At 45.2% G+C, this 26987-nt stretch carries 19 protein-coding genes and 1 tRNA gene; 12 read left to right on the top strand and 8 right to left on the bottom strand.

The window, feature by feature from the left end:
• The first annotated feature begins 15 nt into the window (after positions 1-15).
• The gene (locus AAC052_RS17085; protein WP_339814757.1) at positions 16-597 is read left to right on the top strand and encodes a 7-carboxy-7-deazaguanine synthase QueE; all 582 of its coding nucleotides are present in this window, start codon (positions 16-18) and stop codon (positions 595-597) included.
• Between the two features lie 12 nt (positions 598-609).
• Here AAC052_RS17085 and AAC052_RS17080 read toward each other — a convergent pair whose 3' ends face one another.
• On the bottom strand, positions 610-1296 hold the full coding sequence (locus tag AAC052_RS17080) for a hypothetical protein (protein ID WP_339814756.1): 687 nt from the start codon (positions 1294-1296) through the stop codon (positions 610-612).
• A gap of 175 nt (positions 1297-1471) precedes the next feature.
• Positions 1472-2155, bottom strand: a complete 684-nt coding sequence (locus tag AAC052_RS17075) for a hypothetical protein (protein ID WP_317488197.1) — start codon at positions 2153-2155, stop codon at positions 1472-1474.
• 90 nt (positions 2156-2245) lie between these two features.
• Between AAC052_RS17075 and AAC052_RS17070 the strand changes: the two genes are divergently transcribed.
• The 5 genes from AAC052_RS17070 to AAC052_RS17050 all read left to right on the top strand — a co-directional run bounded on the left by AAC052_RS17070 (position 2246) and on the right by AAC052_RS17050 (position 14570).
• The gene (locus AAC052_RS17070) at positions 2246-4171 is read left to right on the top strand and encodes an OmpA family protein (RefSeq protein ID WP_339814755.1); all 1926 of its coding nucleotides are present in this window, start codon (positions 2246-2248) and stop codon (positions 4169-4171) included.
• Between the two features lie 27 nt (positions 4172-4198).
• Complete coding sequence (locus AAC052_RS17065; RefSeq protein ID WP_339814754.1) at positions 4199-8263, top strand: T9SS type A sorting domain-containing protein; 4065 nt, start codon at positions 4199-4201, stop codon at positions 8261-8263.
• Between the two features lie 262 nt (positions 8264-8525).
• Positions 8526-11831 carry a SusC/RagA family TonB-linked outer membrane protein gene (locus tag AAC052_RS17060; protein ID WP_317488194.1) on the top strand — a complete coding sequence of 1102 codons (3306 nt, stop codon included), beginning with the start codon at positions 8526-8528 and terminating at the stop codon, positions 11829-11831.
• Between the two features lie 27 nt (positions 11832-11858).
• Positions 11859-13592: a SusD/RagB family nutrient-binding outer membrane lipoprotein gene (locus tag AAC052_RS17055; RefSeq protein ID WP_317488193.1), complete on the top strand. Its 1734-nt coding sequence runs from the start codon at positions 11859-11861 to the stop codon at positions 13590-13592.
• 18 nt (positions 13593-13610) lie between these two features.
• Positions 13611-14570: a hypothetical protein gene (locus AAC052_RS17050; RefSeq protein WP_317488192.1), complete on the top strand. Its 960-nt coding sequence runs from the start codon at positions 13611-13613 to the stop codon at positions 14568-14570.
• 202 nt (positions 14571-14772) lie between these two features.
• On the opposite strand, the gene AAC052_RS17045 is transcribed toward AAC052_RS17050, so the two are convergent.
• Together AAC052_RS17045 and rfaD are read right to left on the bottom strand one after the other, a co-directional pair.
• Positions 14773-16035, bottom strand: a complete 1263-nt coding sequence (locus AAC052_RS17045) for a hypothetical protein (protein ID WP_339814753.1) — start codon at positions 16033-16035, stop codon at positions 14773-14775.
• A gap of 80 nt (positions 16036-16115) precedes the next feature.
• Positions 16116-17081 carry an ADP-glyceromanno-heptose 6-epimerase gene (gene rfaD / locus AAC052_RS17040; RefSeq protein WP_339814752.1) on the bottom strand — a complete coding sequence of 322 codons (966 nt, stop codon included), beginning with the start codon at positions 17079-17081 and terminating at the stop codon, positions 16116-16118.
• A 114-nt stretch (positions 17082-17195) separates the two neighbouring features.
• Between rfaD and AAC052_RS17035 the strand changes: the two genes are divergently transcribed.
• Together AAC052_RS17035 and lpxB are read left to right on the top strand one after the other, a co-directional pair.
• Positions 17196-17615 (top strand): 6-carboxytetrahydropterin synthase, encoded by a 420-nt coding sequence (locus tag AAC052_RS17035; RefSeq protein WP_339814750.1) that lies wholly within the window; start codon positions 17196-17198, stop codon positions 17613-17615.
• Positions 17616-17662: 47 nt separating this feature from the next.
• Positions 17663-18781: a lipid-A-disaccharide synthase gene (gene lpxB, locus AAC052_RS17030; RefSeq protein WP_339814749.1), complete on the top strand. Its 1119-nt coding sequence runs from the start codon at positions 17663-17665 to the stop codon at positions 18779-18781.
• Here the strand turns inward: lpxB and clpX are convergent.
• From clpX to AAC052_RS17010, 4 genes are all read right to left on the bottom strand, one after another.
• The gene (gene clpX, locus AAC052_RS17025) at positions 18778-20010 is read right to left on the bottom strand and encodes an ATP-dependent Clp protease ATP-binding subunit ClpX (protein WP_317492372.1); all 1233 of its coding nucleotides are present in this window, start codon (positions 20008-20010) and stop codon (positions 18778-18780) included. The genes lpxB and clpX overlap by 4 nt on opposite strands.
• Positions 20011-20029: 19 nt before the next feature.
• Positions 20030-20716 (bottom strand): ATP-dependent Clp protease proteolytic subunit, encoded by a 687-nt coding sequence (locus AAC052_RS17020; RefSeq protein WP_317488187.1) that lies wholly within the window; start codon positions 20714-20716, stop codon positions 20030-20032.
• An 85-nt stretch (positions 20717-20801) separates the two neighbouring features.
• Entirely contained in the window at positions 20802-22136 is a 1335-nt protein-coding gene (tig, locus tag AAC052_RS17015; protein ID WP_317488186.1) for a trigger factor, read from the bottom strand.
• 76 nt (positions 22137-22212) lie between these two features.
• Positions 22213-22294 (bottom strand) — tRNA-Leu (locus AAC052_RS17010).
• A gap of 95 nt (positions 22295-22389) precedes the next feature.
• Between AAC052_RS17010 and AAC052_RS17005 the strand changes: the two genes are divergently transcribed.
• The 4 genes from AAC052_RS17005 (at position 22390) to AAC052_RS16990 (ending at position 26811) form a co-directional block, all read left to right on the top strand.
• Positions 22390-24615: a bifunctional (p)ppGpp synthetase/guanosine-3',5'-bis(diphosphate) 3'-pyrophosphohydrolase gene (locus AAC052_RS17005; RefSeq protein WP_339814748.1), complete on the top strand. Its 2226-nt coding sequence runs from the start codon at positions 22390-22392 to the stop codon at positions 24613-24615.
• A 33-nt stretch (positions 24616-24648) separates the two neighbouring features.
• Positions 24649-25125: a transcriptional repressor gene (locus tag AAC052_RS17000; protein WP_317488184.1), complete on the top strand. Its 477-nt coding sequence runs from the start codon at positions 24649-24651 to the stop codon at positions 25123-25125.
• Positions 25126-25187: 62 nt separating this feature from the next.
• On the top strand, positions 25188-25532 hold the full coding sequence (locus tag AAC052_RS16995) for an STAS domain-containing protein (RefSeq protein WP_317488183.1): 345 nt from the start codon (positions 25188-25190) through the stop codon (positions 25530-25532).
• Between the two features lie 4 nt (positions 25533-25536).
• Positions 25537-26811: an adenylosuccinate synthase gene (locus tag AAC052_RS16990; RefSeq protein WP_339814747.1), complete on the top strand. Its 1275-nt coding sequence runs from the start codon at positions 25537-25539 to the stop codon at positions 26809-26811.
• The last annotated feature ends 176 nt before the right edge of the window (positions 26812-26987 follow it).

Here is a 26987-nt window from a genome sequence, read left to right as displayed (position 1 = left end):
ACAGCTCTTCCGTTAATGGAAGCTTTCTACACCATACAGGGTGAAGGAGCTTTCCAGGGGCATGCTGCCTATTTCATCCGCCTGGGAGGTTGCGATGTTGGCTGCGTGTGGTGCGACGTAAAGGAGAGCTGGGAGGCGGCGGCGCATCCTGACACAGAAGTGGCCAGGATAGTGAAGGATGCCTCGCATTTTCCGGCAAGAGTGGCTGTTGTTACTGGTGGAGAACCTCTGATGTATGACCTCGGAGAACTAACCCGGCAGCTGAAAGACAAAGGATTCCGGACACATATTGAAACCTCAGGCGCCTATCCGCTCTCCGGACACTGGAACTGGGTGTGCTTTTCTCCAAAAAAGTTCAAGGAGCCGCTTCCGGAGGTGGCTAAGGCGGCCGATGAGCTAAAGGTGATAGTCTACAATAAGTCGGACTTTAAATGGGCCGAGAAGTACGAAGCCCTCGTTGGCGCAAACTGCCGACTATTCCTCCAACCCGAGTGGTCACAGCAGGAAAAGGTAACGCCCCTGATCATCGACTACATCAAAGCCAACCCGCAGTGGCAGGTTTCGCTGCAGGTGCACAAGTACCTGGATATTCCTTAATTCAGTGCTTCTCTATATCTGTATAAAAATCCGCCAGTGCCCTTCCCGGTAAATTTCAAAGTTCAGCTCGCAATCGAGCTGGTAGGAGTTGAAAGCGCTGGGAGCATAGAAATTGATAGTGGCATTGGTCAGCGGATACACCACCTTGGTGAAAGCCACGATAGTCTGGCTACTTTCAAACATGGGTGATTTGTCGGCCGAAGCTTGCAGCTGACTAACCCCAATCGGAAGCCCGTTTCGCTGAATCAGTATTTCGACCTGGTTGGGGGTGTCGGCCATATGCACAAACCTTGTTCGGAGAATATTCCGCTTTTGCCCCACAGTGTAGGAAGAAACGTATTCACCGACATACTTGTCTTTGTCCCAGTAGCCGGTTACGATGCTGTCAGGCACACCAAGTTTTCTGATATAGAGCTCGCCTTTGCCATCTTTGAGGCCATTTTTAAACTCTCCTTTATAAAGGTTTCCATTCGACCAGGTGTAGGTACCTACTCCGTCCGGGTAGCCTTTTTTGAAGCTCCCCTCATAGGTGTGAGAACCAAGCGCCTTGCCAATGCCATGAGCAAGCCCTTTTTTGCATTCTCCATCGTACTCAAGCGCCAGTGTTTCCATCAGCACTTCGCAGTCTTTTTGAACGACCGGGTCAGGCCTTAAAAAAAGAAACAGCCCGGTAAAAAGTAGTGTAAAAAATGTGTTCATATTGAGTTTAGGTTTTAGTCTACAACATGTTGCTTCTGAAAAGCACTTAGCGGAAGATACAATATAACCCAAACAGGGGGAGTAAATAGAGATGAAAAGCTGCTCCAGAGGAAAAGGATCCCCGCTTTTTTGGTCAGCTGCTCACTAAAAGAGCTTGGGTAAGCTCGGTATTATCTCAATAAACCTCGATTGTGATCAGCCACCTGGCCTTTTTGAATATGTCGAATTCTACATGATATTCTAAAATATTTGAACCCACTGGTGCCTGGCTGCGGAAGTCCATTTTCGCTCCCGTAAATGGGAAGTCCAGTTTGCGCAGCACAGTGTATTCAAATTCCGATAACGGCTTAACGTCCTGATCGCTTACCAGCCTCAGCCCGTCGGCTACTATGGACTGCTTATTTCTGGCATAAACAATCATTATTTCAGACCCGTTTTCAGTGATTTCTTCAATCATTACACTTTTAATATTGCTGGAATGCGATTCTCTATAGGGTAAATTTGAAGCACCTACGAAAATATCTTTGATCCAATATCCTGCCAGGAGGCTGTCTTTTTGACCTTCTCTTTTCACCTTCATTTCTCCATAGCCTTCTTTCATGCCTTTCACGAAGTCGCCCGAGAAATAGTCCCCATTCTTCCAAATGTATCGCCCCTGCCCATCGGGGAGCCCTTTTTTAAACTCACCGATATAGGTGTCGACGCCTTTGGCTGTACCCGTTCCCTCAGCCAGCCCTTTTTTACAATCGCCATCGTAAGTGCCCGAAATAGTTTCCAGAAGTACTTCGCAGTCTTTGACAGGTGAAATGGCCTGATCACCAAGAACAACAATTAGGAGAATGATAAAGCTTTTGATCATGATACTTTAATAGTTGTCAAAAGACAAATCTATGGCATCTGCCGTTATGTATTCAATTTTTTATAATAGGATAATAGCTAATTTAGTGTGATGATACGATTTCTTTCTCTTTTGGTGGTAATACTTGTGTTGGGCATAACCGAAATGGCTGCTCAGTCGTCCTATACCACCGAAGATAAAAAGGCTATAAAATATTACGAACAATCGGCATTGCAGATCAGAGGCCGGGATTTCAATGGAGGCATCGAGTTATTGGAGAAAGCCCTGTTGCGTGACCCTGCTTTTATAGAGGCTCACCTGCGCCTTGCTTCAGCCTACAAAGTGCTTTTGAGATACGATCTCGCCGAGACACAATACAGGGAAGCACTGGCGGCGGACTCACTCAGCAAGTTGAACTTTGACACTTACTTTGCTCTTGGCCTGATGATTTATGACAAGGGCGAGTACAAGGAGGCAAGGAAATACCTCTCAAGGTATAATCAAACTAACCCAAACAATGCAGGAAGAGAGGGGTTGGCGATGGATTTGATCAAGAATATTGATTTTGCGCTCGACCTGATGAGCAAGCCTTTGCCGTTCAATCCAGAGCCCCTGCCAGCTCCACTGAACAAGTATGTAATGCAGTACTTTCCGGCTGTTACAGCTGATGGGAAGCAGCTTTTCTTCACAGTGCGAAAAGGCAATACGGCCAACGACGATGAGGATATTTATGTAACGAGGCAAAATGACGACGGCGCCTGGTCGGAACCCGAGCCTATTTCCGATCTGATTAACTCACAGAGGAACGAAGGAACCAGCTCTGTCTCTGCTGATGGCCGAATGCTGATTTTCACCTCCTGCCAGGCACCTGGAGGATTTGGGAGCTGCGACCTCTACTTTGTTCAGAAAGAAGGGGATACATGGGGCAAGCCTCAGAATATTGGCCAGCCAATCAACTCTTCGGGCTGGGAGTCGCAACCATCGCTATCGGCTGACGGTCGCACACTCTATTTTGTCAGCGATCGAAAAGGAGGGCAGGGGAAAAGAGATATTTGGGTAAGCACACTGTCGGCCCGTGACAATTGGATGGAGCCCGTGAACCTCGGCCCTGTTATCAACACCGAAGGCGACGACCTGTCTCCCTTTATTCACGTCAACGGCCAGTCTTTGTATTTCTCATCCTCCGGGCACATGGGGCTTGGTAAGTACGACTTGTTTCTGAGTGAAAAAAACGGGCTTGAGTGGTCCCCGCCGAAGAACCTCGGCTACCCAATCAATACCAAAGACGATCAGGTGTCGCTGGTCATTACTTCTGATGGCACTAAGGCTTATTACTCCCACGAGGTTGTCGGAAACAACCGGGATTTTCAAAGCTCACTGTACACCTTTGATGTGCCCGAGGAAATTCGGGTGCAAAACAAAAGCAATTTTCTAACCGGCAGAGTAATGGACATTGAGACCAAAAAGCCGCTGGGGGCGTCCATAGAGATGTTCGACATCAATGATGCGTCGCTTAACTACAAAGTGACTTCCGACAAGGTGGATGGAAAGTATTTTGTTGTGCTTACCGAAGGGAAGGAATATTCTATTTACGTGACCCGCAAAGGCTATCTGTTTGAGAATCTTACCTTCAATTATCTTGAAAAAAAATCGAGGGAGCCTGAAGTCCTTGATATCTATTTGACGCCCATTAAAGCAGGAGCCACCTCGGTGCTCAAGAACATATTTTTCGACGTTGACCAATATGTCTTGAAAGAGAAGTCCAAAACAGAATTGGACGAGGTGATAAAGTTTCTGAAGGATAACGAGCAAATAAGAATGGAGATAGAAGGGCATACCGACAATACGGGCAGTACTTCTCATAATTCGGAACTGTCGACAAATAGAGCAAAATCTGTTTATGATTTTTTAATCAAGGCGGGAATCCCAAAGGAAAGACTTCAATATAAGGGGTACGGATCAACCAAACCCAAAGTTGACAACAGCACGGAAGCCGGGAAGCAGCTTAACCGAAGAATCGAATTCAGAATACTTTAGCACATTAGTCAGCATATGGGGATCAAAATGAATAGAGTTTTAACCGCAGGCCTCTGCCTTGTCGCCACATTGGCCGTCTTTTTAAAGCATCAGGAGCCTGTTTCAAATAAAATTCAGCCCAAACTTAGTATAGAACACCAAAGATTGCTCGACAAAATCAGCGAAGGAGGAGAGGGTGAAGAAAAGCAGGACGGCTATTCCAGATTTGCCGAATTCCACCAACTGCTGCGAACGCCAGATGGCAAGTCCGGCCCCGAATATGAGTTTAATTATAAGCTAAAGGAGCTGGAAAAGTCGACAGCCAGAATGGCTAATTTCAGAACGCTGGGAACAGTGCTCGACTGGAAGTCCAGGGGGCCTGGCAACATACCTGGTAGAACAAGGGCACTTCTTGTCATGCCCAACGATGCTGCAGGCAACACCTGGCTGGCTGGCTCAGCCGGTGGGGGTGTCTGGAAAACTACTGACAGCGGTGCCAGCTGGACAAATATGACGCCCGACTTGCCTAATCTGGCAGTGGCTACACTGGCGGTTTGTGCCACCAGCCCGGCAATTATTTATGCCGGCACAGGCGAAGGTTTTGGCAACCTGGACGGTATCGGTGGCGCAGGCATTTTTAAGTCGACCGACGGTGGTGTCAGCTGGGTGCAGTTAGCGTCAACGGTTGCCGACAATTCGTTCCGGGTGGTTAACAGGATCATTGTAGATCCAAACAACCCTAACCTGGTAATAGCCTGTGCAAATACATCAACCAATACGTTCAACACGGCCACCTCGGGAATCTTCAGGAGTACCGACGGCGGAACAACCTGGACGAAGGTGTACACCTCCGATGAGCCTGTTCAGCAGGTAATTGCGGCGCCTGGCGATTTTTCGGTACAGTATGCTGCCGTACGGGCTGTAGGAGTTTTAAAATCTACGGATGCAGGTGCTACCTGGTCAGCCACATCATCCAACCTTAAGTCCTCCGGAAGAATTGAATTGGCTGTGTCAGCAAAGAGCCATCTGAAAGTTGCTGCCTCAGTTGAAGGAAGCCTGAGCGGAGAGGCAGGTGCCGATCTATTCATTAGTGAAGATGGTGGGACAAGCTGGGCTTATGTTTCCGAAAAGGACGACAACAACTTTGACTTTCTGGAACAGGGCGGCTACGACAACGCCATCATGTTCCATCCTTTTCTCGACAATGTCGTTTACGTGGCGGGTGTCAACATCTTCAAATTCACTATCGACTCCTCCGCTCCATCTCTCATCAAGTCCGTTGAGAAGTTCGAAAAGACGGGTACTTCATCGTTTATCGATTTCACGCCCTTCAATGGCAACAACTTGCCCGGGCTGGAAATTGGTGACGTTGCCGCTGAGGAACTGGTGGATGTGGAAATAAGATTTGGGCCCGGCATCAACCAGCTCGCTGCCAGGTTCACAGTGAACAAGCAGGGCGCAGGTGTGCCAGCAGCCCAGTACCTGTACAAAGACTATGTGGAAGTCCCGTTTCAGGCATGGGATGTTACCAATAACAGGCAACTGATGGTGTCTTTTCGGGATCAGCAGGAGGACGGAGAATTCACACTGATTGGATCCAACACCGAAGGAGATGGTGGCACGCACAGCAGAGAATACCTTTTTGTTCATCTTTTGGATTATTCTACGACAGTAGACGCTGAAATCGCAAAAAATGGTGGTCATGAACACCAGATGGAACTCAACCTTTGGCCGGTGCTGGCGAGTGGAGGCGTCTGGAGCCCGAAGAACCTTCCCGATTCAAAATTGAATATCACATTTTCAAGTATCAGCAAGCTCAAAAAACAAGTCACTATTGTGGCCGACGGCTATGGGGAACACACCGAATTCTCTGGTGGGAGTGTCGTTAATCCTACTTCCTCTATTCATGTTGACCACCATTCATTGACAGCAGGCTCAATTTCCACCTCCGATTCCACCTTCAGGATAATTTCGAGCAACGATGGTGGCGTTTATCATTCAGCCATAAACAAAGACCCTGGCACGGCCAATGGAGATTGGACATTTTCAGGAACTGGCATGGTCACTGGTCAGTTTTACGGGGTAGATAAGCGACCAGGGGTGGATCAGTATATCGGCGGTCTTCAGGATAACTCGACCAACATTTCGCAGGAGGGCACCTCACCTGGCGGCAATGCGAGCTACACACGGGTGATTGGTGGCGACGGGTTCGATGCAGTTTGGAACTACGGAAATGCTGCGCAGGTAATTGGATCCGCTCAGTTCAATGCGTTTTTTAAGTCTTCCAGCTTTGGTGCCCCTGGCAGCTGGACACCTGCCATCTCTGGCCTGCCTCAGGACGACACAGAGACTGATTTCCCCTTTTTTTCCAGGCTGGGCAATGCAAAATCTGTCCCTGAAGTGCTTTTCTGCGTTGGCGTCAACGGTGTATACAGGTCAACCGACTTTGGCGATAAATGGGTGCCCAGCCAAATGGACGCCGACTGGTCATATAGAGGGTCGTTCACCAATGTCGAAGTTTCTCAGGCCAATTCAATGATCGTTTGGGCGGGAGGCGCCATGTCGTCCGCTCAAACCTTGCAAGTATCCACCGACAGGGGAAAAACTTTCAAAAAAGTGAATAACTACACAGGCAATGCGCAGCTCAAAGGTGTGATCACCGGGATTGCCACCCACCCTGCGGAAGACAGCACAGCCTATGTGCTTTTTTCATATGCTGGTTTGCCTAAAGTAGTAAGGACAACAGATTTGGGGCAAACCTGGCAGGATCTCTCAGGCTTCGAAAGTAGCGCCAATGGAGTTGCGGGCTTTCCGGACGTAGCGGTGTATTCCCTTTTGGTGTTGCCAAACGATCCTTCAGTGATTTGGGCGGGGACAGAAATTGGCATTTTCGAAAGTGCTGATGATGGCCAATCATGGATACGCCTGGCTGGTTTGCCAGCAGTTTCAGTTTGGGAAATGAAGGTGGTGGACGCCCAGGTGGTGATAGCCACGCACGGAAGAGGTATTTATACCGCACTGCTTTCCAATGTTCCAGAAGTAACAATGGCGCCGTTTATCCAATCGCTTGGCGTGAAGCCGTCCGGCCTTGTCAACCTGGAAGCCCAGCTGCGGTCGCCTTACGACAGCACCCAGGTGCTCGTAAATAGTCAGGTGATCAAAACGCTTGGCCCCAGTACTGGCGGAGCCACAAGCATTGACTTTTTTATTGATGGAGAAACTGAGATAGAGGTGGCTCTTCGTTCATTTAAGTCAGGCAAAGAGTATGTTTCTATTTCAAAATCTGCAGTTTCAGACCTAAGAGCTCCTTCATTGAGCTATTCCAACACCTTTGATGACCCTCTGGCGGCAAATGACTTTACGGGTAATGGCTTTTCCGTGGTTACGCCTGTTGGTTTTTTGTCGTCGGCTATTCACTCCAGGCATTCCTACGATGAAGACACTACATACATCTACAAACTGCTAACCCCCATCGTAATCAATGCCGAAAACCCAACCTTCAAGTACCGTGACATTGCCATTATCGAAACTGGCGAAACGGGAACTGTATTCGGTGATGATGAATTCTACGATTTTGTTGTCGTTGAGGGTTCGGTAGACGGAGTGGATTGGAAACCTATTGAAGACGGCTACGATGCGAGCTACAATGCTGCATGGCTGACCACCTATAGCAGCGAGGGCAAGGGCAATGAAGGGCTGTACGTACAACATACGGCTGATTTGCTCGACACTTTCAATGCTGGTGACACAGTCATCTTTCGATTCCGGCTTTTTTCAGATCAGCTTAGTAACGCCTGGGGCTGGTCCATCGACGACCTGAAAATTCAGACAGAAAGTGACAACACACTGACATCCACAGTTGATGGCCTTGACTCATGGAGCCTATACCCCAATCCGGCGGGTAATTTCGTCACTTTAGGACACCCTGACAGAGACAGGGGAATGCTTGGTATAACTATTCTTAACATGGGTGGACAAAAAATGCTTCAAAAGGACGTGAATGTTATTTCAAAGAGTACGGAAGTTAATCTTACCACTTTACAACCGGGCATTTATATGCTGATTGCCAATTTCCCCGACGGCGAAAAAAAATTCCGATTGCTGAAGGACTAAAAATTGATTATTCCAAGTTTACTTTTCTCAACATTCTCAAAATATTGTTCGGCGACCTCCCCCAATTTGCGTGATCTCGAAAAATTAAATTAAGCAAAACAGCATTTTATGTGGGTTTTGAAAATTTTACAACACTTGTTTTGATATAATGTGACGCCACGAAAGAATCTTAGATTTTTTTGAGATTTCAGCGAAAAACTTTAAGTTTGAGTTTACTTACAATCGAAAACTATTACCTATTTCCAACTTTAAACAAAACAGTATGAAGAGGATTCTACTACTATGTTTCATGCTGGTTTCAGTCTTCGTATCCGAAGTCTGGGCCCAAGACAGGGTGGTGTCAGGAACAATCACATCTACGGATGATGGTTCTTCTCTACCCGGTGTGAACGTTGTACTTAAAGGTACAACCGTAGGTACCATCACTGACATTGATGGTAACTACAAAATTAGTGTTCCTGCAGCAGGCGGAACGCTCGTATTTTCATTTATTGGTCTCACCACTCAGGAATCTGAAATTGGTGCTAGATCAGTTATTGATGTTGCAATGGCATCTGACGTTAAGCAATTGACCGAAGTAGTTGTAACAGCTGTGGGTATTGAGAGAGAAAAAAAGGCACTCGGTTATTCCGTAGCCAATCTTTCATCTGATCAGGTATCTCAGCGTGCTGAGCCAGATCCTCTGCGTGCTATGCAGGGAAAAATGCCAGGTGTTAACATTACAGGTGGTAACGGTGCTCCCGGTTCTTCTACCAAAATTAACATTCGTGGTATTTCTTCTATGACTGGTAACTCTCAGCCTCTATTCATTGTTGATGGTATTCCATTCGACAACAGTGTAAACGGTAATGATGATCCAGGATCAAACACAGTTACATCTAACCGTGCATTTGATATTGATCCAAACAACATCGAAAGTATCTCTATTCTTAAGGGTGCTGCAGCGTCAGCGCTTTATGGTTCCAGGGCGACTAACGGTGTGGTTGTGATCACAACCAAAGCTAGCAAGAAGAACACCAAAAAGGGAATGGAGATTAGCTACAATGGTTCTGTTAACTGGCAGGAAATTTCCGGTATTCCTGACTATCAGGATGTGTACACGCAGGGATCTAACCAGGTGTACAACGGAGGTTTCATCGGTAACTGGGGTGCTCCTATGCCTGATTATGTTGATAAAATCAACGCTCAGTATGGAACCAATTATACCAAGACTTATTCTTTGTATCCTGACGGCTCACCTTATCCTGACGGTACGGCTAGTAACCCGATAAGCAACAGATACCCAGGCCTGTTTCCTGATTTGATGCAGGATTACACAATGCCTGACGGATCAGTTAGAAGCGTTTCAGCGCCCTACAAAATAGAGCCGCATGATATCATCGGTGGTTTCTTCGAAAAAGGCCGTGTAGTTGAGAACGGCGTAACTCTTTCATCTGGATCCGAAAAAGCTAGTATCAACACCGGTTTCTCAAGAATGAATCAGGAAGGTATCGTTCCTAATCAAACAATCGACAGAACCACTCTTTTCTTTGGTGGAAATGGTCAGCTTGATAATGGATTGTTCGTTTCAGGTACAGTGAACTATGTAAACACAAATCAGGTTTCTCCACAGTCAGGTGCAAGTGCATTCTCTGACTATTATGGTGGCCAAGCGACAAACTCAATTTTTGCTCGTTTGTTTTACCTGCCAAGAAACTTCGACTTGAATGGGTTGCCATTTGAACACCCTGTTGATGGTTCTAACATATTTTATAGAGCACTTGACAACCCACGTTGGATTGCCAAGAACAACCTTTATGAAAGTAATGTAAACCGTGTTTATGGAAACATTACTGCCGGTTACGATGTCACTGAGTGGTTCAACGTAACTTTAAAAGGTGGTGTTAACACTTACCACGACTTCAGAAGAGATGTGATAAGACCAGGTGGAATCTCGGTTCCGAACGGTGGCGTTACAACGGATGATATCTCAAATACTGAGCAGGATTATAACTTGATCATGACTTTCAGCAAGGATATCAACGAAGATCTTAGCTTCCGTGCTCTTGTAGGTATGAATGCCAATGAAAGAAGGTATTCAAGAAGAACGATTGGTGGCGCTAACGTAATCACAGCCAGCCTGTTGAAAACAAATGCAACTTCTACTCAAATTGTTCTAAGAGACTTTGACAGATTGAGAAGACTTATCGGTGTTTATTCTGATATCTCTTTGTCTTACAAAGATTATCTTTTCCTTAACGTAGTAGGCCGTAATGACTGGTCGTCTACACTTCCTCAGGGAGCAAACAACTATTTCTATCCTGGTGCAAGCCTTTCGTTTGTGTTGAGTGATGCGGTGACAATGCCGTCATTCATCAACTTTGCAAAGTTGCGTGTAGCACAAACAAAAGTGGGTAGAGATGCCGACCCTTATCAGGTTAGAACTGTCTACGCATTAGGTCTGCCAATTGCGTCTCCCAGGTATTCAGGTGTTTTCAATACAGCAACTTTGGGTAACACCCTTGGAAACGCTACTCTTAAGCCAGAATTTACTGACGAGTTTGAGGTAGGTGCAGAAGCCAGGGTTTTGAACAACATCATTGGTTTGGACGTAACGTACTTCTCCAGAAGTTCTACTGACCAGATAGCCAGTGCTGCCGTTTCACGCTCAACTGGTTTTACTCAGGAGATTGTAAACATCGGAGAGTTGACTAATAAAGGTTGGGAAATCGGCCTTGACGTGACTCCAGTTAAGCTTTCGAATAGCTTTACCTGGAATTCTTACTTCGCATTCACTAAAATCAAGTCTGAAATTGTAGACGCCGGCCCAAGTGGTGAAATCTTCATCGGTGGTGCAGGTTCTACTTTTGGAACTATCCACAGAAACGGAGCTCCTTACGGACAGATTTTCGGAACGAGCAATGCAAGGGATGATGAAGGCAATATTTTGATTGACAAAAATACGGGTCTTCCTTTCCCAACACAGACTTCAGGAATCATCGGTGATCCTAACCCTGATTTTACACTTGGTTGGACAAACACATTCTCATTCAAAGGCATCACTTTGAAGGCGTTGATTGACTGGAAACAAGGTGGAGACTTCTACTCTTTCACTGCAGCTTCTTTGATGCTTCGTGGTCAGCTGGCAAACTCTGTTGATCGTGAAGGTTTGAGAGTGGTTCCCGGTGTTTATGGTAGCAATCAGACTTATGAGGCTGTATTGGATGAAAACGGCAACAAAATCAGAAACACTACGCCAATTACTGCATTCGACTCTCACTTCTCTAACGGATGGGGTGCTTACGGACAGGATGAAGTTAACGTGTATGATGGTACTGTAATTCGTCTGCGTGAATTAAGCCTTGGTTATTCATTGCCAAAATCTATTTTGGAGAATACACCGTTTGGAAGAGCTTCTATTTCGTTAACTGGTCGTAACCTTTGGTTCCGTGCGCCTAACGTATTGGAAGGTCTGAATCTGGATCCTGAACAATTGACAGCAACGTCAGACTCTAATCAGCAGGGATTCGAGTACGGAGCGACGCCTACAACTCGTCGTTATGGCTTCAATGTTTCACTTAGCTTCTAATTGAGGCTTTAATAACTGTATGAACATATGAAAAAATTACATAGAAAAGCTTTAGCTGCATTTATGTCGCTAATACTTTTGTTCTCTGTTTCTTCCTGCGACATTTTCGATTTAGATGTCAATACGGATCCGAACAACCCGTCACAAGCAGCAGTTGATCTTCTGTTGGCCAATGTGCTATCGAACATGTCTTCCTCGTTAGCTGGAGGATTCAATGGAGCATCTACGGGTTTTATGGCGCAAACAACTGCAAATGATGATTTTAACTTCAGCAATGCGTCATGGAATGGTACTTGGAATTTTCTCTACAGCGGACCTCTCAAGGATCTTAACGAGCTGGTTCTGGCTGCAGAAGCCCAAGGAAACAATCCTCGTTACCTTGGGATTGGTCAGGTACTGAAGGCATACTACTTCAGCACTATGGTAGATTTCTTTGGAGATGTGCCTTACACCGAAGCGTTTCAGGGTGATGCTGATAGTCCAATCAAAGAGCCAGCTTATGATGACGATGCTGCCGTTTATGCCGACTGTTTAAGTCTGCTTGACAAGGCCATTGCCAACTTTGCACTAACAAGCACGGTTGCTGTAAGAGGTGACCTCATCTACAACGGCAACATGACTCGTTGGAGAAAACTAGCTAAAACTATGAAGTTGAGGCTGCTACTTCAAACAAGGAACGTTAGCGATGTAGCTGGTCAGATTCAGGCACTTGTTACAGAGGGTGACTTGATTACCAGTTCAGCTGATGATTTTCAGTATGAGTTTCCAACTGCTGTTACGCCCGATTTTAGGCATCCATGGTACCAGGCTGCATACGCTGGTGGAGAGGCTGGGTTTAGCTATTTTGGACACCAGTTCATGTACGAGATGTTGTTGAATGGTGATCCCAGGTTCCCTTTCTACTTTCATCGTCAGACTTCAAATGTGCTAAATCCTGACGATCCGACTGACAAGCAGACGATTCCTTGCTCTCAGAGAACGGATTGTACTTATGGATACTTTGTATTGAATCCTAATATTACCAATGCTTTGTTTGGGTCAGACCCAGACGGTCTTTCTTCATCTGAAGAGGCTTATTTGGCTGGTATATTCGGGAGGGACAGAGCTGATCCATCAGGTATTCCGAATGACAACCCTATCAGAACTATCCCTGGCTCTTATCCATCCGGTGGTGTGTTTGACGCTACGGCTGGTTCAGGCGGAGGCAACAAGGGCTCTAGTGTAGGCTACTTTCCTATGCTAACAAGCTGGATGACGAAGTTCTATCTTTTGGAAGCGTCTATCACCTTGGGAACAGATATCTCTAAGGTAGCTGCAAGCGAATCTGCGCTGCTTAACTCGGCATTGACCGATCAGATGAACAAAGTTTGGGATTTTGGTTCTCGTGGTCAAACTGTAGCTGCTGATGAGTCTACTTGGGGTACGGCTTATAGCTGGCCAATTACTTTCAAAACAAGAGCTGCTCTTAGGGCTGAGGTCATCGCCGCTTACCCTACAGGCGGAACTCCAAACGCCAGACTTGCCTATGTGCTGAAACAAGCTTGGTTTGCTAACTTCGGGAATGGTATTGAGCAGTATAATGCCTTCCGTAGAACAGGGCTTCCAGCTGATATTCAGACACCACTTCAGTTGCCACGTCAGTTTGCGCTACGTTTCCCGTATGCGCAGGATGAACTTAACCTGAATAGCAAAACTCCGGTTATCATTTATGACAATCCTTCGGCTGCAGTGTTCTGGGATACACTTAAGTTTCAGTTTTAATTAGTTAATTAGACAATTATGAAAAAACTAAATAAATATATCCTGGTATTACTGGCAATGGTGGTTGTTATACCTGCCTGTAAGGACGAGGATTTGGTGATACTGCCCGAATGGGAATCAGCTGTCAATGCGTACACAGTTGTAGCTGATGGCTCAAAAGGTGACTTTCTAAGTGGAGACGCTAGTCAGGACATTACTTTTGATATGCTGTGGAACTCTATTGACGGTAAAAATACAGTAACTAAAATAGAGATTTTTGCATATTTCAGCGAAGCTTACACTGATCCTGATGGTAACCCTGCCGTAGCAAACTATGGTGGTGCGGATGGTGTGTCGTTCCTGACTATAGAAGGAGCTGCAGTGCCTGCTAACAAGGTGACAACATCATTCACTATTTCTCAGGATGATATGTATGAGATGTTTAAGGACTCTTCCTTTGACTACGATAAGGACGGCACAGCTACTCCAGTTTGGAGTAACCCTGATAAGCCTAATAGAAAGGCCAGCAGCACAAACTTTAAGTTTGTACCCGGCGACTCTTTCTCAATTCGTTGGGAGTTGACTACTGCTGATGGTAGGTTGTTTGATTCATGGTCTCCTTCAGTTTGTACTGAATTTCCTGGATCCAACTGCTCATATGCCTGGGCGATCGTTTGTGCAGCTGAAATTTCCAAGCCAGTAGGTGACTGGTCATTCCAGTTGACTGACACGTACGGCGATGGTTGGCAGGGAGGCTATATCAGCGTTCTTGTTGATGGTGCTGAAGCTGCGCAGGTGAAAATACCTGACGGTGGTGGTTCGTCGGGAAGTGCAACTGTAAATGTTCCTGCAGGAACCACATCACTTTCCTTTGAGTGGAGCGACGACTCCTATAACAGTGAGTGCGTGTTCAAAATTATTTCGCCAAGCGGAAACGTGGTTGCCGACGTTTCGAACCCTTCTGCTGGTAAAATTAAATTGGACCTTTGTAGTGAATAATTGAATTTTAAATATTCATCTAAAAGCCACCCAAGGTCTTGGGTGGCTTTTTTTGTGCCTCTTCTGTGATTGTTTTGGGCAGTTTGTTAACTGAATGTGGCGACGTTAGATTTCATCCCGTAATGAGTGAAGAGAATGTTCGGAAGGCCGAAGGGCATCTATACAATGGAGAGGGAATTGGGTGGAAGCCTTGCTGGCGCTCCTACTTTTCGATGTAATATAGAACGAGATTCATCATTTCGCTGGTTGTATTCCAGCCGTATTGTACATCCCGGGGTGGGAATGTTGGATTGGCGGGATTTCCTGCTGTGTTGTCGTAGGAAGCTTCCACTTTAATAATCGAGCCTTTTGGTATTTGCACCAATTCTTTGAATTGATAGCTGGTCTGCCAGTTAAAATCCCACTTGTTTATTCGTATTAAAGGTATTTCAGTTTTTTCCGGAGTAATGGCATAAGCCTTAAAAGAACTGCCCAGATAATGCATGTGGGGCATCACTGCAATTACTTCAATTGTGGTGTCTAGCAGATAGACGGCCTCGAAATACGGCTTGGTATTTTTAGGAATTAGAAATCGGTTATTCAGGATGTATTCTTCCGTAATAGTAATGGTTTTAACCTCCTTTTCTATTTTTCCTTGGGCCAGGTATAAATTGATAACAGAAAGATCCTCTTCTTGTACAGAGGAAGGGGCGTAATGTATGTTGAGGATCAGGTCAACATCCTTATTGATCTTCTTACCGGTTCCTTTGGGAAAGAAGATGGGGAAGTTGCCAGGTACCCAACCGTAAAGAAACCTGTCAAGAGGAGGATATTTGTTGAATTGCCAGATGGCTGAATCGTTGGCCGAGAGGCCTTCAATATGCCGAACCATATGGCTGGTGTCGGTCATAATGCGGCTATGGTGAACCAGCCTTTTGTTGCCAGGAACAAACTCAATTGCTTCAAGGTAGGTGTCCTCGGCAAGGTGGGTGGGGATATTGAAAAACCTATAGTCGTCTTTTCCGGCATCACTAATCGTAAAGGGACTGCGCATGGCAAAGCTTAGGTCAGGTTTGCGTTCTGGATATGGACCCGTAGGCACATCAATTGATTGCGCATCCTTTTTGTCTCCTTCTTTTTTTCCTTGTGTTACCCAGGTTTGTATGGAGGCTATTTCTTCGTTGGTAAGCAAACGCTCGTTTAGGTAAGTTTGATACGAAGGATCGGCTTGCCAGGGCGGCATATATCGTGTTTTGGTAACATACACAATAAAATCTGCTTTGTTCGATACATCCTGGTAAGTGATAAGATTAAATGGCCCGGCTTTCCCCGGCTGATGGCACGGAGTGCAATTTTGGTGAATGATCGGAGCTATGTCTTTGTGGAAAGTCAGTGCCTCACTCTTCTGCGCAGATAGAGTATTGCATTGGAGGGCAATAACGAGAATTGCTTGAAGGAGCTTAATTAAAAGTACTTCTTTCCTCATGAATAGGGAGCTCGGTTGATAATAAGCCTGTCCATTAAAACTACTATATTATTTTATCACCAGATGGTAAAAGCCGACGTTTAGTAGTATGTGCTTTTGGATAGATAGCCTTTTACATAATCCGTAACCCCACTTTCCAGCTCTGTAAAAGGCTGATCATACCCGATAGATCTTAGTTTAGTCATGTTGGCCTCAGTAAAGTACTGATACTTGTCCCTGATGTCCTCAGGCGTGGGTATGAACTCAATCTCAGGCGTTTTTTCCAGTGCGTTGAACACTGCCAGCACCAGGTCTTTAAATGTTCTCGCACGGCCAGATCCAAGGTTGTAAATGCCACTGTCCTTCCTGTGGTGCATCAGAAACAGGCAAATACTGCACACATCCATCACATACACAAAGTCACGCATTTGTTCACCGTCTTTGTAGGCTGGATTGTGCGACTGGAAAAGCTTCATTTTGCCTGTTTTCTCTATTTGATGGTAGGCATGAAGGATCACAGAGGCCATTCTTCCTTTGTGGTATTCATTGGGGCCGTATACATTGAAGAACTTGAGGCCGGCCCAAAAGAACGGTCTCTTCTCCTGTTGCAATAACCAGATATCAAATTCATTCTTCGACTCACCGTACGGGTTCAATGGTTTGAGCTCGGAAAGCCTCGATTCATCGTCGTCGTAACCAACTTCCCCCAGGCCATAAGTAGCGGCCGACGACGCATACACCAGCGGAATTTGATACAGCGTACACAACTCAAAAACCTTTTTTGAATAGTTTGTATTCAGCTTCCAAAGAAGCTCCCGGTCAAACTCGGTAGTGTCTGTGCGTGCTCCCAGATGAAAGATGAATTCTATCTGCTTTTGATTATTCTCGATCCAGCCGAAGAAGTCATCTCTGTCCACACGTTCTATTATTTGCTTCTCTTCGAGGTTTTTGTTCTTCTCTTCGTTGGAAAAGTCATCAACAGCCACAATGGCCCGGAAGCCCTTCTTGTTCAGGCTTGAAATAAGGCAGCTTCCAATAAAGCCAGCAGCACCAGTTACTACGATCATTCAGAGTTATTTTGCCCAAATATAGGGCTAAATAGCAGGCCAATAAAGCCTAAAGACTGAAAGCCTGCGTAACACGCACACATTCTTCTTATATTTGCGAAAATTTGTTGGGGAATGATTTACGTAAGCAGGAAGGAACATTTTAACGCAGCTCATAAGCTATACAATCCGGCATGGTCAAAGGAGAAAAACGAAACGGTTTTTGGCCCCTGTGCTAACGAAAACTGGCATGGGCATAATTTTGACTTGATCATAACAGTCAAAGGAATGCCCGATCCAGAAACAGGCTTTGTCATTGACCTTAAGAAGTTAAGTACGCTTATTCGCTCAAGGGTGATTGAAAGGGTGGACCACAAAAACCTTAACCTGGATGTCGATTTTCTTGAGGGGAAAATGGCGAGCTGCGAGAACATAGTTTTTGAGTTCTGGAAGATACTCTTTCCGGGAGTCAAAGAAATTGCGCCAAGCGCAACTTTGCATGCCATCAAGCTTTACGAGACGCCCCGCAATTACGTAGAGTATTTTGGAGAATAGCATCCTTTGCCTGCGATACACTCACTAACCACCCAAACCCGGACCGAATGAAGTATTTTTTGATTGCAGGAGAGAGGTCTGGAGATTTACATGGGTCTTTTCTAATCAATTACTTAAAGAAACTCGACCCTGAAGCGGAAATAGTCGGGTGGGGTGGCGACTACATGGAAAAGGCGGGAGGCACTATCCTCAAACACTATCGGGAGCTGGCCATCATGGGGTTTTGGGAGGTGATCAAAAACCTGAGAACCTTGGCCAGACTTCAAAAAGAGTGCAAAAACAGCATTTTGGAATTCAATCCGGATGCAGTGATCTTTATCGATTACCCGGGGTTCAACCTGAGAATTGCTGCCTTCACCAGGGCAAAGGGTTTTACCAATTTTTACTACATTTCTCCTAAAGTATGGGCGTGGAACCAAAAGCGGGCGTATAAGCTGAAGCGGCTGATCGATAGGCTTTTTTGCATTCTTCCATTTGAAGTGGAGTTTTTTAAAAGGTATGAGTTTGACGTCTCCTATGTGGGAAATCCTCTGAAGGAGGCTATTAAGTCATATGATTTCGACGAGCAGTTTTTAGGTGCCTGGGCGGACAAAAAAGTGATCGCCGTGCTGCCGGGAAGTCGGGCGCAGGAGGTAGCCAATGTGGTGGAAATGCTCAAGCAGATAGTGCCGGCAAAGCCAGAGTTTCATTTTCTGGTGGCAGCAGTCGACAACCTTCCTGATAGCGCCTACGAAGCACTAAAACATAGCGGGGGAAACGTAGAGCTGGTTTACAACAAGACTTATGAAATCCTCAAACTAGCCGAGGCCGCTATTGTAACCTCTGGCACTGCCACCCTCGAAGCAGCCTTGTTAAAAGCACCGCAAGTTGTTATTTATCGAACAAGTGGTATTTCCTACGCCCTGGCCAAGAGGCTTATTAAAGTGCCTTTCATTTCTTTGGTCAACCTGATTGCAAATAAGGAGGTAGTAAGGGAGCTGATACAGGACGAAATGTCACCCGATAATGTGCTAAAAGAGCTCAACTCCATCGTCTCCGATAGCAACGGATATAAAAGGGCGATGTTGCAAGGCTACGATTTAGTAGACACGATTATTGGTGAACAGAACGCTCCGGAAGAAGCCGCCAGGGAAATGGCATCTTTCTTGAAACAAAAAAAGGCCTAAGCGGCCTTTAGTCTTTTGAACTTCGATTTGTTCATTTTCTCTTCAGCGTAATCCTTGCTGATAACCAGTTTCTCTACATCCTTCGATGATGGAATTTCAAACATCGCATCGTTAACGATTACCTCGCAGATAGATCTCAGCCCCCTGGCGCCAAGCTTAAATGCCACGGCTTTGTCAACGATAAAGTTCAATACTTCGTCGTCAAACTCAAGCTCCACACCTTCCATCGCAAACAGTTTCTTGTATTGTTTGGTCAGGGCGTTCTTTGGAGAAGTAAGTATTTTTTTGAGTGTCTCCTTATTTAAAGGATCCAGGTAGGTGAGTACCGGCATACGACCGATAAGCTCTGGGATCAAACCGTAGGACTTCAAATCCTGCGCCGTGATGTATTGCAGAAGGTTATCCTTGTCAATAAACACGTCGTCTTCTTTGTCAGCGCCAGCAGCAAAACCAACCGGTCTTGTCGTCATTCTGGACGAAATCATCCTATGAATGCCATCAAAAGCACCGCCACAAATGAACAAGATGTTTTCCGTATTCACTGTGATCATTTTTTGGTCGGGATGCTTCCTTCCTCCCTGAGGCGGCACATTCACTTGTGTTCCTTCGAGCAACTTTAGAAGCGCTTGCTGAACGCCCTCTCCGCTCACGTCACGGGTAATAGATGGGTTGTCCGATTTTCTCGCAATCTTGTCAATCTCGTCTATGTAAACGATCCCTCTTTCGGCCGCTTCCACGTCGTAGTTGGCAGCTTGCAGCAACCTCGTCAGGATACTTTCAACATCCTCACCAACATAGCCGGCTTCGGTCAGTACCGTAGCGTCAGCGATGCAAAAAGGAACCTGCAATATTTTGGCCAGAGAACGGGCCAGGTAGGTTTTACCTGTCCCAGTTTCTCCCACCATTATGATATTAGACTTTTCTATAACAATATCATCATCCGTCTTTTCCTGCGTCAATCGCTTGTAATGATTGTACACTGCCACGGAAATAACCTTTTTGGCTTCATCCTGGCCCACAACAAACTCATCAAGGTGATTCTTGATCTCAATAGGTTTGATGAGGTTGAACTTTGGCTTCGCTGTGCTAGTCCTTGTTTTTGTTTCTTCTTGCAAAATTTGCTGAGCCTGCGAAATACATTTATCGCAGATATGAGCATGTATGCCTGAGATCATCAGGTCGACATCCTTTTTGTTTCTCCCACAAAATGAGCAAGTTACTTGGGCCATCTTATCTTCCAAAAGTACTTTATTTAGATGATTTTCTTTGTAAAACTTCGTCAATTAAACCATACTCCTTCGCTTCGGTTGGCCTCATCCAGTTATCCCTGTCTGAATCCTTCTCCACTTGTTCGTATGGTTTGCCAGTATGGTTCGAAAGAATGGTGTACAAATCCTTCCGCAACTCCTGCATTTGTCTCAGGGTAATCTCCATGTCCCTGGCCTGGCCCTGCATGCCACCGCTCGGCTGGTGGATCATGATCCTTGCATGAGGCAATGCGGAACGCTTGTTTTTAGCACCGCCGGCCAACAACACTGCACCCATTGAAGCAGCCATGCCTGTGCAAATAGTGGCCACATCAGGGGTCACATATTGCATAGTGTCATATATACCCAAGCCAGCATAAACCGAACCTCCAGGGCTGTTCACATATAGCAAAATATCTTTCTTTGCATCTACAGACTCCAGAAACAACAACTGTGCTGTGATAATATTACCGATATTTTCTTCTACCTGCATGCCCAGGAAAATAATCCTGTCCATGATCAGGCGGGAAAAAACATCTATTTCTGCAAATCTTGTTGGTCTTTCTTCGATAACCGACCGGGTCATATTCTCAACTCTGCTTGCATATTGATCGAAAACAGAGCCCGAAATCCCCTGGCCTTTCACTGCGTATTTCCTAAACTCTTCTTTTGAAAGCTCTTTATACATTTGACGTATTGTTAATGGGTTGACACAAAAATAAAAAAAAAGCCCTTCTGTGAAAGGACTTCAATTTAACCCAAAAAGTTGGTTCTTAGTTCATAGGCAGGTCACGGAAATCATCAAGACTAACTTCCTTCGACTTAATCGTCACTTGTGACTTGATGTACTCCATTACTTTCAGCGTTTGAACCTGATTGTGAACTTTCATGTAATTGTCACCATTCTCCCCCTGAAGGTAGTTGTTAACAAACATATCGATGCTCGACTCAAACTGAGATCCCATGCCACTGCCGGCAAGCTGCCTTCTGATCAACTTTCTGGCCTCTTCCATTACATCCTCGTGCTCTATTTTCAAATCCTGATCCTTGCTGATTTTGTTTCTTATAAGAGACCACTTCAATTCTTTGGTATAGGCATCAAATTCTTTCTCGATATCTTCCGGAGTCAATTGCCCTTCATTCGTTCTCAGCAACCAGCTTTTCAAAAAGCTATCCGGAAGCTCAAGTTTCGTGTTTTTGATCAGCTCATTTCTGATTGATCTGTCAAGGAACATGTCTGTTTCTTGCTGGTAGTTTTCAGAAATGGTTTCTTTTATTTTTTGCTCAAACTCTTCGTTTGACTTAACGGCGTCTTTGCCAAACGTCTTATCAAACAATTCCTGATTGACCTCGGCTTTAGCCACACGGCTGATATTTTTTACTTCAAAAGTATATTTGCCCTTCAGTTTCTTAGCCTCATCTTTGGTAATGCCAAGAGCGATGGCCAAATCTGATTCTTCTTTGAAAAGCTTCTTGATATCCACCTCAACAATAGCTCCTTTGGCCAGGCCAACTAGTTTTTTCGCCTCTTTTGGCGAAAGTTTGTCGGCATACAGCACAATGCTTTCCTCTTTAGCATCATCTTCAGCATTCAGAACACCGAAAAGGTTGTCTCCCTCGGCTGCAATTTCCTGATCGGTGGTTTCGCCGAACTGGTTCTTTAGGTTCTCAACTGTTTCCGCAATTAGCTTCTTATCAACTTTGATCGAGTACGAAGTCACGCTGACCTTTTTGGAGAGGTCAATCGAGAATTCATCAACCAACCCGACATTGTATTCAAACTCAAAATCCTTTTGCACATCCCAGTCAATGTCTTGCGCCTTTTCAACATTGGGAAGAGGTTCGCCAATGATCTCCAACTTGTTGTCCTTGATGTAATCTGACACTTTGTGAGAAAGCATATGGTTCACTTCATCCACAAGAATTGACTTGCCATACATTTTGCGAATCATGCCCTGAGGCACCTTCCCTGGGCGGAAGCCTTTAATGGAGGCCTTGCGACTATACTCCCTTATTTTTTCTTCAACTTTGGGTTGATAATCAGTTTCTGAAACCTTAATTTTAATTAGGGCTTCTGTCTTAGTAATCTTGTCGAGTTGAATATCCAATGTTGTAGAATTTTGTTGAGTCAATCCAATATAAAAAAACCCTCTCAGCAATTGCGTAGGAGGGTTTGTTTTTTAGTGCGGGTGGAGGGACTCGAACCCCCATGCCTTGCGGCGCTAGATCCTAAGTCTAGTGCGTCTACCAATTTCGCCACACCCGCTTTTGAAAACGGAATGCAAATGTAGAGAAATATTTTGTTTTGTCAACGTGTAGTAACAAAAATTTGTTTAAATAGGTATTCGTTAATAAAGTAACATGCAGGCGGTAGATATTGAGGAAGAGAAGCGGGAAATAATTCAGAGGTACAGGCGCTTGCTGCGACTGGCAAAGCCACTTCTGAAAGACGGAGATGCCAAGCTAATCAAGAAGGCATTTAATACCTCTATGGAAGCCCATAAGGAAATGAGGCGGAAGAGCGGTGAGCCGTATATTTTTCATCCCCTATCGGTGGCGCAGATTTGCGTGGAAGAAATTGGTCTGGGTACCACGTCTATTGTGGCAGCCTTGCTGCACGACGTAGTGGAGGACACCGACACTAGTATTGCTGATATTGAGCGGGAGTTTGGCCCAAAGATCGCCAAAATCATTGATGGACTCACTAAAATATCCGGTGTTTTCGAATATGGTAGCTCTCAGCAGGCCGAAAACTTCCGAAAAATGCTACTCACCCTTTCGGAAGATGTGAGAGTAATTCTCGTGAAGCTGGCCGACAGGCTACACAACATGCGAACGCTTGGTAGCATGCCTCGCAACAAACAACTGAAGATTGCTTCTGAAACAATTTATCTATACGCCCCACTGGCTCACCGACTGGGACTGTACACAATCAAATCTGAACTCGAAGACTTAAACCTCAAATTTACCGAGCCCGATACTTATAAGTCTATTGCCAATAGTATCAGCCAAACCAGAGCGTCCAGAAACAAGTACATCAGATCTTTTGTGAGGCCAATTCAATCGGCCATCGAAAAATCTGGTTTGACAGTGGAAATCAAGGGCCGCCCCAAATCGATATACTCTATATATAATAAAATGCGCAAGCAGAACATCCCCTTCGAGGAAGTATATGACCTGTTTGCCATCCGAATTATTATCGATACCGAATACGAAAACGAAAAGGCTGCCTGCTGGCAGGTTTACTCCATTGTTACCGACTACTACCAGCCCAACCCCGACAGACTTCGTGATTGGATTTCTACATCGAAAGCGAACGGCTATGAGTCTTTGCATACTACAGTTATGTCCCACCATGGCAACTGGGTGGAGGTGCAAATCAGGTCTCGCAGAATGGACGACATTGCCGAAAAAGGATATGCAGCTCATTGGAAATACAAAGAGAATAAATCAAACCCACAGGAATCCGGCCTGGAGCAGTGGATCACCCGTGTGAGGGACATGCTGGAGCAAAACGATTCCTCGGCTATTGAGTTTGTCGATGATTTCAGATCCAACCTCTTTCAGGAAGAAGTTTTCGCCTTTACCCCGAAAGGTGATTTGAGAACATTACCACATGGAGCCACTGCGCTTGACTTCGCCTTTGATATACACACCCAAATTGGCGCACGTTGCATCGGGGCAAAGGTGAATCAAAAGCTTGTACCTTTAAATCATGTGCTAAAAAATGGAGACCAGGTTGAAATCCTGACTTCCAGCAAGCAGAAACCAAATGAAGGCTGGCTGAGGCTCGTGGTTAGCTCGAAAGCCAAGTCAAAAATCAAGGATCTTCTAAAAGAAGAGAGGAAGGCCGCCGCCGCCGAAGGAAAAGAAATAGTGCTTCGTAAACTGAAGCAAATGAAGTTGACCCTTTCTAGCGAAATCCTGGACCAGTTGGTTGCATACTTTGGTGCCAAAACGCCTTTGGAATTTTTCTTTGAGGTAGGCAAAGGCAAGATCGACTCAAAGGACATCAAGAGATTCAAGGACTTTAAGGAAGGGAATGTCCAAAAGAATGGTCATAAAATTCAGGACGCCCGTGCCTTTGAAAAGCAGATCACTGAAGTAAAAGGCAAAGACCACGACCTGCTGCTGATCGGCGAGGACATGGATGTGATTGACTACAAATTTTCCAAATGCTGTAATCCCATCCCTGGTGATGAGGTTTTTGGCTTTGTCACAGTCAATGAAGGCATCAAAATCCACCGCACGTCTTGCCCTAATGCACCTGAGCTTTTGTCCAATCACGGTTACCGGGTAGTGAAGGCAAAATGGGCGTCTCAGCAGGCGATTGCTTTCCTTACGGGGCTGAAAATTACCGGCACCGACAGAATGGGAATGATCAACGATATCACCAAAGTAATATCCGACGAACTCAAGGTGAACATGAGGTCGATAACTATTGACACCGACAATGGGATTTTTCAGGGTGGAATTAAGTTATATATCCAGGACACGAAACATCTTGACACCCTGATTCGGAAACTCGAGGAAATTAGTGATGTTTACAGCGTCTCCAGATACGATGACTTAGAGCAGCTTGACTAAGCCAGCTTTTACTATATTTGTGACTTTGAAAGTATGGTACTCAACGAAAAAATATTCTCAGAGGTAAAAAAGATATTTACAGCTTACCTCGAAAAAAAGGAGCTGAGGAAGACTCCCGAACGTTTTGCTATCCTGGAAGAGATTTATTCCAGGGGTGGCCACTTTGATGTTGAATCTTTATACATAAGTATGAAGAACAAAAACTACAGAGTGAGCAGAGCCACGGTATACAATTCGCTTGACTTACTTGTTGAATGCGACTTGGTCTCAAAACATCAGTTTGGGCAAAACATGGCCCAATACGAAAAATCATATGGCTACAAGCAACACGATCATTTGATTTGTACCGAATGTCACAAGGTAATGGAGTTTTGCGATCCAAGAATCCAGAATATTCAGAATACCGTCGGCGACTTGTTGCACTTCGACGTCATGCATCATTCTCTCATCCTATATGGCAACTGTACGAATGCCTCTTGCGGCAACAGAGAAGAGCTGGCCAAAACATAAAAAGCGTAAAATTTACTTTCTAATTTTTAAACTGAGCTTTCTCCTTATATAATTGCGCCTGAATGAAATACACACATAACATAAGCGATAAAATTCTTCATCTCCATTTTGAAGGCGACTTGATCGGCGAAAACAACGGAGCCGAGTTGGTAGAGATAGTCAAAGATGCTATCGATAAACAGGTCAGCCTTTGTGCGCTTTACATAGAAGATGTCAGGTATATCAACAGTAGTGGTATAGGCGTTCTGATAACGATACTTACAAAATTCAGAAACAAGGGTGGAGAGGTAGTGCTTGTTAATCCTTCTGACCATGTCAAAAAGCTACTGGTGATCACAAAGCTCAATGCTATTTTTTCTATAGTAGACAGCGAAACGGAGGCAATAGAAAAACTTAAAAAATCTTAAAAAAATGGCGGTAGATGTACTTTTGGGCCTTCAGTGGGGAGACGAAGGTAAGGGAAAGATTGTGGACGTTTTGGCGCCCAAATACGATGTAATCGCCAGATTTCAGGGTGGACCAAACGCAGGTCATACTTTGGAATTCGATGGCATCAAGCACGTACTCCATCAAATTCCATCTGGAATCTTCCATAGCTCCATAATCAATATCATAGGCAATGGCGTGGTGCTCGACCCTATCATATTCAAGAAAGAAGTAGAGGCTTTGTCGAAATATAATGTTGACATCAATGGACGGCTCTTTATTTCAAAAAAGGCTTCTCTTATTCTCCCAAGCCACAGCCAACTCGATGCTGCTTACGAAAGTTCAAAGGGAGAAAAGAAAATAGGCTCCACACTAAAAGGGATTGGCCCAACTTATCAGGATAAAGTGGCGAGGCTCGGACTCAGGGTGGGCGATATCCTGTCCCCCGATTTTAAAGCGAAGTACAACGCACTAAAAGAACAACACCTCAAGATCCTGGAGTTCTATAACTACGTGCACGATTTCTCCGAAAAGGAGGAAGCTTTCTTCAAGGCTATTGACTTTCTAAAAGACTGCCAACTCATCGATAGTGAGTATGTAATCAATAAGCATATTAGCTCCGGAGCTAAAATATTGGCCGAGGGCGCCCAGGGGTCATTGCTCGACATTGACTTTGGAAGCTACCCCTTTGTTACTAGCTCTAATACCACAGCTGCTGGAGCCTGCACCGGCCTCGGAATAGCACCCGGTAACATTGGAGAGGTTTACGGCATCTTTAAAGCCTACTGCACAAGAGTGGGCAGCGGCCCCTTCCCAACCGAGCTACTTGAAGAAACTGGTGAAAGACTTAGGCAGGTTGGTCATGAATTTGGCGCTACCACAGGCCGTCCACGGCGTTGTGGTTGGCTCGATCTGCCGGCTTTGAAGTATGCTATCATGATCAATAAAGTCACATCCCTTTTCATGATGAAGGGAGATGTGCTTACAGACTTTAATCCACTTAAGATATGTACGAGCTATTCAGTCGATGGCAAACCGACTGACGAATTGCCCCACGACCTGATAAATAGCAACTATAGCCCTGTCTTTTCTGACTTCTCCGGGTGGAACGTCCCAATCAATAAAATTAAAACTTATGACGCTTTCCCTAAAGAAGTGCATCAGTACATCTCCTTTATTGAAAAAGTAGTCAATGTTCCTATTAACCTAATCTCCACAGGACCAGACAGAAGTGAAACAGTCCTGAAAGATTTTAAGTAATTTTTTAGAATAGGGTTGCAAAGTATAACATAAGAGTAGTACCTTTGCATCCCTTCTAAACGAAGAAGGAATTCCACCTGACCTCTTGAAGAAATCTCTCCCAAAAATATTTACAAAAAATATTTTGGAATAAGGGGAAAAGAATGATTACCTTTGCATCCGCTTTCAGAGGGAGA

Origin of the sequence: uncultured Imperialibacter sp. (genome assembly GCF_963974565.1) — a bacterium.
GTDB classification, from domain to species: domain Bacteria; phylum Bacteroidota; class Bacteroidia; order Cytophagales; family Cyclobacteriaceae; genus Imperialibacter; species Imperialibacter roseus.
This window is presented reverse-complemented; position numbering and strand designations above follow the sequence as displayed.